Origin of the sequence: Pseudomonas fluorescens, from assembly GCF_902497745.1 — a bacterium.
GTDB lineage: Bacteria > Pseudomonadota > Gammaproteobacteria > Pseudomonadales > Pseudomonadaceae > Aquipseudomonas > Aquipseudomonas fluorescens_BM.
On record NZ_CABVHJ010000002.1, the window covers coordinates 142,496 to 155,323 of the forward strand.

Genomic DNA, 12,828 nt, shown 5'->3' on the forward strand with positions numbered 1-12,828 from the left:
CCTCCTCTTAGCGCATCTGCAGGATGATCGGGCTGCTGCTGGCCGGATCGGTGTGTTCACGCAGTTTACCCACCGTCTGCGCATCTACCGCTGTGCTCTGATTGCCCCAGGTGCTGCGCATGAATGTCAGCACTTCGGCGATCTGCTGATCTGACAGCTGCTCGCGGAAGGCTGGCATGCGATAGGCATCCGGCACGCCAGCCGCGACGACACGCTGCGAACCATTCAGGGTGATGTTGATCGCCGAGGCGCTTTCCTTGGCCAGTGCCGAGGTGGCGCCTGCAAGCGGCGGCATCCATTCGGACTGGCCCTTGCCGTCCAGACCATGGCAGGAAGCACAGCGCGTCACGTAGGTATGAGCACCGGGCGAGTCCAGACGTTGCGCTGCCGACACCGCTTGATACTGCCACGGCGCGCCATCCCGTTCGCGATCCCCGGGCAGCGACTTCAGGTAGTGGGCAATCGCGCTCAGATCGTCATCGCTCATGAACTGCGTGGAGTTGTTGAACGCCTCGGTCATCGAGCCGTAGACGACGGCGTGCTTATTGCGACCGGTCTTGAGGAACTGCACGATTTCCGCCTCACTCCAGCGGCCCAGCCCGGTGTTGTGGTCATCACGCAGGCTCGGCGCGTACCAGCCATCGAGCAAGGCGCCGGCGAGGTACGGTTTACCGGATTCATCCAGTGCCTTCTCGTTGAACGCCAAACCGCGCGGCGTGTGGCAACTGCCGCAGTGCCCGGCTCCCTGAACGAGATAGGCGCCACGGTTCCACTGTTCATCCTGCGACGGTTTCGCCGCATACGGTTCGGCGTCGACAAACACACCGTTCCACAGTGCAATCGGCCAGCGCAGGTTCAGCGGAAACGGAATCGCGCTGGGGATGTTCGCCTGTTTGACCGGCGCCACGCCTTTCATGAAGAACGCATACAGCGCGCGCACATCATCATCACTGAGCTTGGCGTAGGACGGGTAGGGCATCGCCGGATACAGACGGCGACTGTCGGGGGCTACGCCGTGGCGCACCGCCCGGTCGAAGTCCGCCAGGCTGTAGTGGCCAATGCCGGTTTCCGTGTCCGGGGTGATATTGGTTGCATGGATCGAGCCCAGCGGCGTGGCCATTTCCAGGCCACCAGCGAACGGCGCACCGCCCGGCACGCTGTGACAGGCTACGCAATCGCTGAGCCGGGCGACGTATTCGCCACGGGCGACCAGCGCCGGATCGATGTCGGCCACGGCGATCTGATGGGTTTCAAGGCGCGAGACAGGCTCGCGTGTGACATACCAGGCCAGCAGGCCTGCCGCGACCAGGCACGGCACTGCCAGCCAGCCAGCGGTTCTTGCGAATCGGCTGTTATTCATGGACGCTCCGGCGCTGATCAAGTGAAGGTGTGTCGGCTCATGGGCAGGCTGCGCACCCGCTGACCGGTTAGCGCTGCCACCGCGTTAGCGACGGCGGGCGCGACCGCAGGCAATGGCGGTTCGCCGATGCCACCCATTTTTTCCCCGCTCTCGACCACACGCACGTGGACCCGGGCCATCCGCGCAGGCGGCAGGATCGGATACAAGTCGTAGTTGCGCGCCCGGGGTTTGCCATCCATCCACACGGCTTCTTCCACCAGGGTTTGCGACAGCCCCAGCGCCACGGCGCCATTGACCTGCGCTTCGACAATCGCCGGGTTGACGATGCTGCCCGGATCGATCGCCTGCCAGATGTCGTGCACCTTGACCTGACCGTTCTCGATGGACACCTCGGCGATCACCGCCGTCTCTGTACCGAACGGCGAAGCCATGGCCACGCCGCGCGCACGTTTGCTGCCATCCTCGGCGGTAAACGGCCCGCGCTTCCAGCCACCTGATAGTTCACCCACCGCTTGCAGCAGCGTGGTCAAACGCTTGTTGTCTCGCAGCAGATGCAGGCGCAGGTCGAACGGGTCTTTGCCACCCTTGTCGGCCAGTTCGTCGAGGAACGATTCATAGAAGAAGTCGTTGAGCGAATTGCCCACCGAACGCCAGTAACCGAGCATGGCCGGGCCTTTGACGTAGATCTGCGCAATGCGTTTGTTGGGGATCGCATAGGACTTACCCGACAAGCCTTCAAGCGCCGTTGGGTCGAGCTTTTCACCTTGCTTGCCGGCGAGGGCTTCGGTCGGGCCTTCAGTGGCACTGATCGCTTCGATTGCCAGCGGCCAGCCGTCGCTGTCCAGCGCGGCGCGGAAATTCACCGCGGCAACCGGACGGAGCACGTCACGCAGGAACTCTTCTTCGCGACTCCAGATCAGTTTGACCGGACGGCCAACCGCTTTTGCCAGCTCAATCGCCTGAGGGTAGGGACTGGCCGAATCGTAGAGGAAATGCCGACCAAAGAACCCGCCCAGCAGCGGTGAATGCAAGGTGATGCGCGACGTATCGAGGCCCGTGCGTTTGGCGATGTCGGCGCGGAACATGTCCGGCGCCTGATTCGGCAGCCAGACTTCCAGCGAACCGTCCGGATTGAATCGGGCCAGTGCTGACGGCGGCTCCAGTTGACCGTGGTTCAAATACTGGTTGTGGTAAGTGGCGTCGATCCGGGTCTTGGTTTCTTTGAGAATCGCCGCCACGTCGCCTTCATGTTCATCATCTTTGGCCGGGCCTTTGTCTTCAGCGAGGCGCTTGAACCAGGCATCGCTGGAAAAGTCGGCGGGCATCGGCCGCACTTTGCTCTCGGCCGTTGGCTCTTGCCAGTCGACCTGGATCGCCTCGACCGCACGTTTGGCGTGCCACCAACGTTCGGCGACCACCGCCACGGCCCCCGGCAGACGATGCACGGAATGCACGCCTTTCATTGCCTTGACCTGCTCTTCGTTGCGCAGGTTGCCCACGGTCATCCCCAGGCGCGGGGCATGCTGCACGGCAGCATGGAGCATGTCGTCGACCTTCAGATCGATGCTGTACAGCGCCTTTCCCGTGGACTTGTCATAGGCATCGAGGCGCTTCACCGGTTTGCCGATCCAGCGGAACTGACTCGGATCACGCAGCTTCACAGAAGCGGGATCGGGAACCGGCAGATCCATGGCTCGCTCGGCCAGTTCACCGTAAGCCAACGAGCGGCCCGAGTTGGCATGCACGACTTTGCCAGGCTCGGTGCTCAACTCGCTCACCGGCACGCCAAGTTGCTGCGCGCCTGCTTGCAGCAGCATGGCGCGGGCGAGGGCGCCGAGGCGGCGCATGACCGGGTAACTCATGCGCACCGACATGCTGCCGCCGGTGATGCGCATGCCGTTTTCCAACACCACATAGGCCTCGCCGGGCGGGGCGGCCTCGACCAGAAAGGTCGACGGATCGGCATCGAGTTCTTCACCGACAATCTGCGCCATCGCCGTGAACGTGCCTTGCCCGCCTTCCATGAACGGGCAGAGCAGACGCACGCGGTTGTCCGGACGGATTTCGAGAAACGCCGGGACTTGCGTACCGCGCTCGGCCGTCGCTGCCGCAACGGCAGCTTGCACGCGTGTCGTACCCAGCGGAAGACCGAAGCCGAGAACCAGGGCGCCGACGGCAGTGCCGGTCAGAAAACGTCTGCGCGATACATTGATCGGTTCGTGCAGATCCAGCACCGAGGCTTGCTGTGAAGGGTCGATTCGAACGTTCATCACGCGTCTCCCTTGCCGGCCAGCTCATGCACGGCGGCATGAATGGCGTTGTAAGTCCCGCAACGGCACAGATTGACCATCGCCGCTTCGATCTGCGCATCACTCGGCTTGGGGTTTTGCTTGAGCAGCGCGGTGGCGGCCATTACCTGCCCGGACTGGCAGTAGCCGCACTGGGCGACTTGCAGATCGACCCAGGTCGAAACCACCCGTTTGCCCACTTCATCGCTTTCGATGGCCTCAATGGTGGTGACCTCGCGGCCGACCACACCGGCCACCGGCGTGACGCAGGAGCGCACCACATTGCCATCCACCAGCACCGAGCAGGCGCCGCATTGCGCCAGCCCGCAGCCGTACTTGGTCCCGGTCATGCCCAGATCATCGCGGATCACCCACAGCAAGGGTGTATCGGCGTCGGCATCGACCTGATAGGTCTTCTGGTTGATTCGTAGTTCCATGATTCACCCGCTGATCATCGGTTGACGTGCATTGTTATGAGCGGTGACACGCGGCGAGGCGCATTACCGTTTTTCGTTCAATTCGCGACTGCGCCGAGCGCTTCTGCTTCAAATGGCTGCCCGCGCAGAAGGGCAATGTCTCGACTCGGCGCTGTGCCGAACAGCCGGCCATATTCGCGGCTGAACTGCGAAGGGCTTTCATAGCCGACCGCAAACGCCGCCCGCGAAACGTCGAGGCGCTCGACCAGCATCAGCCGCCGCGCTTCGTTGAGTCGCAGCCATTTCTGGTACTGCAGCGGACTCATGCCGGTGAGCTGACGGAAATGATGGTGAAAGGTCGGCGCGCTCATCTGCACCCGTGCGGCCAGATCGTCGATGCGCAGGGCATCTGCGTAGTTGAGCTTGAGCCAGTCAATCGCTTTGGCGATGCGATAACCCTGACCATCGACGGCTGTGATCTGCCGCAGCCGTGCACCTTGGTCGGTGTGCAGCAGCCGATAGTGGATTTCGCGCAGAATCAGCGGCGCCAGCACCGGGATCGCCTCGGGCTCATCGAGCAATGCCAGCAGGCGATCGAGCGCGCCCTGCAGAGCAGACGACAGGCTGCCAATCGCGGCGCCCGTGCCCGTTGTTGGCTGCCGCTTGGCCGGCAGGCCGCTCTTGGTGATGACCTCGGCGAGCATGCTCACATCCAGCTTCAGCACGAGGCCGACACAGGGCTGCTCAGGACTGGCAAGCGTCACTTCGGAGTTGGCGGGCAGATCCAGTGAGGTCACCAGAAACCGCGAAGGGTCATAGCTGTAGCCTTCACCGCCGACCCACAAGCGCTTTTCACCGCGACCGACGAGAATCAGGCTCGGTTCGATCATGCACACCACCGGCGGCGCCGGTTGGTCGCGACGAAACAGCGACAGTCCGGGTATGGCGGTGGCGAAGTCACCCGGTGCGCTCACGCGCGGGTCAATGTGCAACGCCAAAGGCGAGTACTGGGGCAGAGGGGTAGGGATCATGTCGGGTCACTCCTGTTGACCGAACTCTAATCCGCGCGCGAGACGTTTCCTATCCATCACCCTGCATCGCCAGAGGATCAGGCAAGCATTCAAGAGGAATGCACTAGGGAAGGGCCGGATTGACCGGGAGAATGTGTCTATCTGTTACAGGGGCAGTGCTCGCAAGAGCGACAAACTGCTTGCCCCCTCCGCATCACACCCATACGTTTCTTCGCACCACAGGTAGTTCCCATGACCTTTCCTTCTACAGATCCTTCTAAAAGAACAGGCGGCTGGAGCGCTGTGCTGGCCATGTCGCTGGCCGCATTCGCTTTGGTCGCTTCAGAGTTCATGCCGGTCAGCCTGCTGACGCCGATTGCGGCCGACCTGCACATTACCGAAGGCCAGGCCGGGCAGGGGATCTCCGTGTCCGGTGCCTTTGCCTTGATCACCAGCCTGCTGATTGCCTCGGTCGCTGCTCGCGTCGAACGCAAGAAATTGTTGCTGGGCCTGACCTTACTGATGATCGTCTCCGGTACGGTGGTCGCGGTCGCACCGGGTTACCCGTCATTCATGTTTGGACGTGCATTGATCGGGATAGCGATTGGTGGTTTCTGGTCACTGTCGGCGGCGACTGCAATGCGTCTGGTGAAGCCTGAACAGGTTTCGCGAGCGCTGGCCATCGTCAATGGCGGTAACGCGCTGGCGACGGTCATCGCCGCTCCGGCGGGGAGTTTTCTGGGCTCGCTGATCGGCTGGCGCGGGGCATTCTTCTGCGTGGTTCCGGTCGCCGTGCTGGCCGCCGTCTGGCTGCTGATCAGCCTCCCATCCTTCAAGGCTGAGCGCCAGGCCGGTAGCGGCAACGTTCTGCGCCTGATGAAGCAGCCGCCGGTAGCCTTGGGCATGGTCGCCGTCAGCGTTTTTTTTATGGGCCAGTTCATGCTGTTCACCTATCTGCGGCCCTTCCTTGAAGGCGTGACGGGCGTCAGTGTCTCGACGTTGTCCTTGATGCTGCTGGGGTTGGGACTGGCCGGTTTTTTCGGCACCTTTCTGATCGAACGGTTCATGGGCCGCGGCCTCTACCGCACGTTGACCGTCATCCCGCTGATCATGGCGGCCATCGCGCTGGCGTTGGTCAGCTTCGGCAAATCACCGCTGCTCACCGCCGTGTTGCTCGGACTCTGGGGACTGGTTGCCACGGCCGCGCCGGTCGGCTGGTGGACATGGCTGGCGCAGACGCTGCCGGATGATGCGGAGGCCGGAGGCGGCTTGCTCGTCGCCATTGTGCAACTGGCGATCGCCGGTGGGGCAATCATTGGTGGTCTGGCTTTTGATTTGAGTGGTTATAAAGCTACGTTCGAGCTTAGCGCCGCGGTGTTGGTTGTCGCGTCTGTGCTGGCCTGGTTGGCGGGGCGCAATGCCACTGAAGTTCATCTTGTTGAGTCGGCGGCTCATTCGGACGCTGTTCCCGGCGAAGCTGAGTCCCGATTTGTCTGATCAAGCAGGAAGCTGCTCAGTGCGCCAAGGACGGTTGGGTAGCGACCGAGACAGTGAAGACCACGACAAAAAGCACGACGACTGCCCAGAACATCACCATGACTGTGCAAATGACGACCTTAAGGCCTTGATAAAGCCTGCGTAGCCAATGGCCTTCGGGTTTTGCTTCTGCGCGGGTTCTGAGTACGCCTTTCATATAAAAGCCGAGGAGCGCCAATAGCGCGCCATCGATTGCCAGTGCAGGCAGACCGGCTATGGGGAAAATGCTTTCCCACCGATAGAAAGAAGACCGGCTCAGAAAGACCACATAACAAGTCAGACTGCCGTAGGGCAGGGCTCTCCACCATTTGCCGGCCAGCGCGCCGACCATCAGGCACATGATCACCATGAACGGGCTGAGGGGAATATGGAGCATCCACTCCAGTACGTTGGGCAAGTAGTCCGGGGAATGGATGCTGCGCCAGAGGTATTCCAACATTGTTCGGGTTCCTGCCTTCTATGACGTAAGTGCTGCTGCGGTGCTTCCGTGCTGCTGGACGGTATCGGCGTGTTTTTGGGTTTCATAAGGGTGGTGTGTGAATTAACGGCTGTATCCGAATGGTGAGCAGACAGTTTGCTTACAGTTGCAGCTCGGACCTGTCGTCGCTCCAGAACATCGTCTCTACCCAGTGGTAATCGGCTGCCCACTCACTGCGATTTTTTCGCCCATGCGCCGAAAATCATGTCTCCGATATAGATACCTTCAGATTGGGTGCGCTCATCGTCTAACCGCGCTTGCAGGGTTTCCATTTCGACCTCTTCTGCGGTGGCGACGCCATGCGCAAGGATTCGCGGCAGACAGGCTCGTACGATATTTCCCAGCGCGTAGGGGCTGCCGGGCGTTTGGATAAGGCATTCTCCACGGACCGCTTCGACGGCTAGACCGGCCTGGGTAAAGATGCGATGAAGGTTGAAGCCGATATGCAGATCAGCCCCTTCACGCTTGATCATGCGTTGTATCCAGCCCTGGGCCTGTTTGTGTAGCGGGAATCCGTCCAGGCTCGCCGGCACCAGAGTGGTGTCATGCTCTTGAAATACGAGAGTGCCTCCAGGCCGCAGGTGTTGCGCAAGCGCGCGTACAGCCGCGACGGTATCAGCCTGATACATCAACACCCGCCGACCAACGATTGCGTCAAACACGCCAAGCGACTCGGCAAGTCCGAGCAGGTCGCTATCGATAAATTCAGGTTGGGCATGGTCCCGCGGAGCGTTGCGTTGGCGTGCCATGGCAAGTGCATTGGCGTCGTGATCCGCCCCCACCACCGCCCCGGTGCTGCCGACCAGGCGCGCAAGCAAGTAGGTGACATCGCCAGAACCGCAGCCGACGTCCAGTACGCGCATGCCTTCGCGGATTCCGGCATCGACCAGCAAGCGTTCGGTGAAGTCCGGTGAAGTGTTCGACACGGCAAAGCTCCTCAGGTGTGTTGCAAATGTGCGCCGCCCCATCGGTAGGGTCTGGCGGCGCGACTCCACGTCATTCATCGCGTTGCGGGCGAAGGCGCTTTTTGCAGGTGGTTGCACCTGCATGGCGCCTTCGGGTAGCGCTCCGGCAGTTTCCGTTAATCAGCCCGCCGCGAGCAGCGCCTGATCCTTTGCTGCCGCACGTTTATACGCGTCGCGGCCGGTGAGTTTCTCGGCGTAGGCGAGAAAAGCGGCCCTGGGCGGCAAGGTGTTCATTGCCAATCCCCAGCCGATGTGTGAGCCGACATACACGTCCGCCGCAGTGAAGCGTTCACCGGCAATGAAAGGGCTGGCCAGCACCGCGCGCTCGAGTTGGTCCACTGTGCGTTCATAGCTTCCGTAGCCAAAGAAAAACTCTTGCTCAGGCTCAGGGTTGAAGCCCGCGCGGTGGTTGGTTACGGCTTGCTCCACGGGGCCGGCTGCAAAAAACAGCCAACGGTAATAGGCCGCCCGGTCCTCTGGCGCAGGCGCTAGTCCGGCTTCGGGAAAGGCGTCAGCCAGATAGGCACAGATGGCAGCAGTTTCTGTTATGGTCTGCCCGTTGTGCACCAGCGCGGGGATTTTCCCCATCGGATTCACGTCGCGAAAAAAAATCGCGCGTGGATCATCAGGGCTGGTATGCACGGGCACTTGCAGCGCAGCACCGCCCCAGCGGTCAGCTCCACTGGCCGCCTGGTAATCCAGAATGACCACGTCATAGGTGCAGCCGATTTCTTCAAGCATCCAGCGCACCATGCGGCCGCGGGAATTGGGATTGGTATAGAACGTTGTTGCCATGGTGAGCTCCTCAGCTCGTTTCATTAACGACCATGCTAGGCGCGAAGACGCATTCCTTCGTGGACGGTTTGCGCCAGAACACTTGCGAAACGCGCCATTGATTGGCGTTGCATTAAGCGCTGCCACTTACGTGCGGCTCGGAGCCTGTAAATGTCCCAACCTGAGATCCGCTCCGAGCGGTGCAAACTGCCCAAAGTATTCTGGCAGGCGATAGAGCGACTGGGCCTCAGCCCGGTGGCGGTTCAACAACACGCGCAATTGCCAACCGACCTTCACCTGAATGACGCCGTTGTCACGATCCATCAGCTATTTGCTGTTTGGCGGGCCATTGAGGCGTTGTCTGCCGACCCGGCTTTCGCCATAAAAATGGTCCGCGACACGCCCAGCGGAAAGCACAAACTGGCGTTCCTCGCCGCGTTATATGCCGCCGATTTTCGCGAAGGAGTGGCAAGGTACTCCCGCTTCATGCGCCTATGCAGCCCGGACCAGATTTGTGTCGAGGAGCGTGACGGCGAGGTGTCGTTCACTATTCTTTGGCCGGCTGGCAGCGGCCCGCAGCCTCATCTCGCGGTGGAGGCGTGTTTTGCTTTTTTGCTGGAGCTCGGTCGGCGCGGCACGGGGACGCACTTGGTGCCTCTGACAGTAAGCCTGCGACGCCCAGAGCAAAATCTGGAAATCCATGCGCATTATTTCGGCTGTCCCATTCGCTATGGCGCGGCTCGTGACCAACTGACAATCAGCGCCAGTGACTTGAGCCTGCCGTTTCTTGAATATAATCCGGAAATGCTCCACGTCTTGACGCCTGGCATGACTGCCGCCTTGCAGGAGATCGGCGCGCCAGCTGGATTTCGTGAGCAGGCAATCGGATTGCTGAAACGAGCGTTGGCGGACGGACGACCAACCTTGCATCACTTGGCTCAAGAGCTGCTGCAAAGTGAACGGACGCTGCAACGACGATTGGCGGCAGAGGGCACAACGTTCAGCGAGCTGCTCAATGAGGCCCGACGCCAAGTGGGCTTTCACTTGCTTGCTGATACAAGTCTTGAACTGAAAGAAGTGGCCTATCTACTCGGGTATGAGGACGCCAATTCTTACTTTCGGGCCTTCCGGCAGTGGGAAAAGATTTCGCCTGGTGAATGGCGACGTGTTAACGCATAAGGAAGCAGGTCGGTCAGTATCTCTATACTGGCCTTCCAGGATGGTAAATAGAGCGCAAAATATGCCCGTCACAGCCAATCAAAATTCCCCAATCACTTTTGTCATAGCTCAACAAAGCGACCTGGACAATCTTGTAGCCATTCGAATTGAGGCCATGCGCGACAGTCTGGAGCGTGTTGGGCGATTTGATCCGGTGCGTGCGCGTGAGCGGTTTCTTAGCGGTTTTGAAGCTCGCAACACACACTACATCGAGGTATCCGGGGAGAGGGTTGGTTTTGTAGTGGTCAAACATCACCACAATGAACTCTTGCTCGATCACTTGTATGTGAAACCGAGCGCGCAAGGATCAGGTATAGGCTCTGTTGTTCTCACTCAGATTTTCAAATTGGCGGATGCGGCTGCGCTCCCTGTTAAAGTTGGAGCTCTCAAAGAAAGCGCATCAAATCGCTTTTATATTCGCCATGGCTTCCAATTCGTCGAAAGCAGTGAATTCGACAATTATTATGTTCGTCAGAGCGTTCCGGCCGTTGGCCCGGCTTGCTAGCAGGATGTGATGCACCTCAAGTACGTTTTTGAACACTCTGGGCCGAAATCAGCTGCTCCGTGACTAACAGCTATCGCGCCTGTAAACCGTTCATGAGCGATCCTTTTGCCCGACTGAAGTCGATAAAGGAGGGCTTTCTAACGATCACTATTGCTCCAACCACTCTGAATGAATCTGTGGAAGGAGCTCCTGTAACCATTCGACAAACACTTGCACCTGTGGCGCCAAGTGCGTCCGACTGGGGTAGAGCACAGTCACAGGCCGAGGGGTTGGCCGATAGGGCCTTAGTACTTCCACTAAAGCGCCACTGCTCAAATACTCAGCCACGGTGATACCGGGTGCCTGGATTATTCCAAAGCCAGCTACGCAGCACTTAACGTATGCATTGGACTCGGTGACAGAGATGCCAGCGTTACTGATAAATGCCTGATCGGCACCCTTTATCGAAAAGTGCCAAGGCAACGTTCTGTTGTTTTGACCGGAAAGGAAATTGACTCCCCGATGGGCGTTCAGGTCAGCAATCGTCAGGGGTTCGCCGTGTTCTTGCAGGTACTTCGGCGCAGCACACGTCACCATCGTTGCCATTCCTACAGGGCGAGCGATCAATGTGGAGTCCGGTAAATCGCCGATACGCAAAGCACAGTCGATGCCTTCTCCGACCAGGTCAACGGCGCGATCGGTGACGCCCAGAACCACGTTTATACCGGGGAAGGTGTCGGTGAATCCTTTCAGACTATTGATGAACTCCAGTTGCGCGAAAGCGCTAGGGATATCGACGCGAAGTCGGCCTTCGAGCGTTGCGCCGCTGCGGTCAAACATTGAAGTTGCGGTAGAAATATCCGCGAGAATTTCCTGCACTCGCTCATAGAACAGTTTGCCTTCGGTGGTGAGTGCCACCTTTCTCGTAGTGCGCTGAAACAGACGCACCCCCAAGGTTTTTTCCAGTTCTTTAATGTAGCGAGTGACCTGAGGCCGTCCGATGTCCATCGATTCGGCGGCTCTGGTGAAGCTGCCCAGCTCGGCGAGTCTGGCGAAAAGTCGCATCGATTGCAGCAGTTCCATAGATCTTCACCTGGCGATTCTCAATTGTTGCCTCAGAATAGAATAATCATGTCATTTTTTGCGCATTTATTGCGCGCGGCCAAAAGCGAAAGATGCTGCCCTGCGAACCCGTAGCGGTTTGCAGCCATCAAATCGTTTTCGGAGATCTACATGAAAGCCTGGTTATTGAAAGATTTCGGCCTCGAGAACCTGCATCTGGAAGAAACGGCAACGCCGCAACCCAAGGCCGGCGAATTGCTGATTAAGGTTGGCGCCGTATCGCTCAACTTTCGCGACAAAGCAATCGTTGACGGCATCTATGAGCCGCACCTGGTGCCCAAGCCTCTGATACCTGTAAGCGACGCAGCAGGTACAGTCGTAGCCGTCGGAGAAGGCGTCAGCCGTTTCTCCATTGGAGATCGAGTCAACTCTCACCTTTACTCACGTTGGCTGGATGGCATGCCAGGGCCCGATGAGCCGAGCTACTGCTTTGGCTCGCCATTGCCTGGCGGACTGGCGGAGTACATGATCATCCATGAAGACAGCGCGGTACGTGCTCCCGACAACATGTCGGATGAGGAAGCTGCGACCCTTCCAATTGCTGCTCTGACGGCATGGTATGCGCTCGTTGACTTTGGCCGGATCGAGGCGGGTCAAACCGTTCTGGTTCAGGGATCAGGAGGTGTTTCTGTTTTCGCAACACAAATCGCAACGGCACTTGGCGCTAAAGTTATCGTCACCTCCAGTCGAGATCACAACCTGCAAACCCTGAAAAAACTGGGTGCTGTTGCAGGTGTAAATTATCGCAACAGCCCTGAGTGGGCAGAGGAAATCCTAAAGCTCACTGACGGCAAAGGTGTCGATCTGCTGCTGGACGTGGCAGGCGGGGATGGCATCAATCAATCGATTGCGGCGACTAAGGCAGGAGGGCGCATCGCCCAGATAGGCTTCCTGAGCGGCCAGACCACTGCGTTGAACTTGATGCCTTTGATCTTCCGGCAAACCACTATTCGCGGAATCGCCGTTGCTCCTCGCTCCTCATTTGATCGCATGAATGAGTTCTTGAATGAACACAAAATCCGCCCGGTAATCGACCATGTGTATCCATTTGATCAGGCACGCCAAGCGTATGAGCACTTAGCCAAGGGCGCCTTCGGTAAGGTTGTTATCAAGATTTCATAACTCAATAACAGATCTGGGTCATCCGGCGGTTGAGTACCAACGTCACTGCTTAACG

General features: G+C 59.2%; 12 protein-coding genes. 4 read left to right on the forward strand and 8 right to left on the reverse strand.

The features are described from left to right. Positions 1-7: 7 nt before the first annotated feature. The 4 genes from F8N44_RS03355 to F8N44_RS03370 all read right to left on the reverse strand — a co-directional run bounded on the left by F8N44_RS03355 (position 8) and on the right by F8N44_RS03370 (position 5,095). Positions 8-1,360 carry a c-type cytochrome gene (locus F8N44_RS03355; protein WP_150649303.1) on the reverse strand — a complete coding sequence of 451 codons (1,353 nt, stop codon included), beginning with the start codon at positions 1,358-1,360 and terminating at the stop codon, positions 8-10. Between the two features lie 17 nt (positions 1,361-1,377). Further along, the gene (locus F8N44_RS03360; RefSeq protein ID WP_150649304.1) at positions 1,378-3,630 is read right to left on the reverse strand and encodes a xanthine dehydrogenase family protein molybdopterin-binding subunit; all 2,253 of its coding nucleotides are present in this window, start codon (positions 3,628-3,630) and stop codon (positions 1,378-1,380) included. Beyond that, positions 3,630-4,085: a (2Fe-2S)-binding protein gene (locus F8N44_RS03365; protein ID WP_064118102.1), complete on the reverse strand. Its 456-nt coding sequence runs from the start codon at positions 4,083-4,085 to the stop codon at positions 3,630-3,632. Before F8N44_RS03365 ends, F8N44_RS03360 begins: the two co-directional genes overlap by 1 nt. 77 nt (positions 4,086-4,162) lie before the next feature. Continuing rightward, positions 4,163-5,095 (reverse strand): AraC family transcriptional regulator, encoded by a 933-nt coding sequence (locus tag F8N44_RS03370; RefSeq protein WP_150649305.1) that lies wholly within the window; start codon positions 5,093-5,095, stop codon positions 4,163-4,165. 231 nt (positions 5,096-5,326) lie between these two features. Here F8N44_RS03370 and F8N44_RS03375 point away from each other — a divergent pair, with 231 nt between their 5' ends. Continuing rightward, positions 5,327-6,571: an MFS transporter gene (locus F8N44_RS03375; RefSeq protein ID WP_150649306.1), complete on the forward strand. Its 1,245-nt coding sequence runs from the start codon at positions 5,327-5,329 to the stop codon at positions 6,569-6,571. A 16-nt stretch (positions 6,572-6,587) separates the two neighbouring features. Here the strand turns inward: F8N44_RS03375 and F8N44_RS03380 are convergent, their stop codons facing one another. The 3 genes from F8N44_RS03380 to F8N44_RS03390 all read right to left on the reverse strand — a co-directional run bounded on the left by F8N44_RS03380 (position 6,588) and on the right by F8N44_RS03390 (position 8,848). Then, the gene (locus F8N44_RS03380) at positions 6,588-7,049 is read right to left on the reverse strand and encodes a hypothetical protein (RefSeq protein WP_150649307.1); all 462 of its coding nucleotides are present in this window, start codon (positions 7,047-7,049) and stop codon (positions 6,588-6,590) included. 209 nt (positions 7,050-7,258) lie between these two features. Continuing rightward, on the reverse strand, positions 7,259-8,137 hold the full coding sequence (locus tag F8N44_RS03385) for a methyltransferase domain-containing protein (RefSeq protein WP_224794727.1): 879 nt from the start codon (positions 8,135-8,137) through the stop codon (positions 7,259-7,261). A 36-nt stretch (positions 8,138-8,173) separates the two neighbouring features. Continuing rightward, entirely contained in the window at positions 8,174-8,848 is a 675-nt protein-coding gene (locus F8N44_RS03390) for a glutathione S-transferase family protein (RefSeq protein ID WP_224794728.1), read from the reverse strand. A gap of 150 nt (positions 8,849-8,998) precedes the next feature. Between F8N44_RS03390 and F8N44_RS03395 the strand changes: the two genes are divergently transcribed. Next, a complete protein-coding gene (locus tag F8N44_RS03395; protein WP_150649308.1) occupies positions 8,999-10,006 on the forward strand; it encodes an AraC family transcriptional regulator in 1,008 nt (335 codons plus the stop codon). A 61-nt stretch (positions 10,007-10,067) separates the two neighbouring features. After that, complete coding sequence (locus F8N44_RS03400; RefSeq protein ID WP_150649309.1) at positions 10,068-10,550, forward strand: GNAT family N-acetyltransferase; 483 nt, start codon at positions 10,068-10,070, stop codon at positions 10,548-10,550. A 147-nt stretch (positions 10,551-10,697) separates the two neighbouring features. Here F8N44_RS03400 and F8N44_RS03405 read toward each other — a convergent pair whose 3' ends face one another. After that, a complete protein-coding gene (locus tag F8N44_RS03405; RefSeq protein ID WP_150649310.1) occupies positions 10,698-11,612 on the reverse strand; it encodes a LysR family transcriptional regulator in 915 nt (304 codons plus the stop codon). 150 nt (positions 11,613-11,762) lie between these two features. Between F8N44_RS03405 and F8N44_RS03410 the strand changes: the two genes are divergently transcribed. Continuing rightward, complete coding sequence (locus F8N44_RS03410) at positions 11,763-12,773, forward strand: zinc-dependent alcohol dehydrogenase family protein (protein ID WP_150649311.1); 1,011 nt, start codon at positions 11,763-11,765, stop codon at positions 12,771-12,773. Positions 12,774-12,828 lie beyond the last annotated feature (55 nt).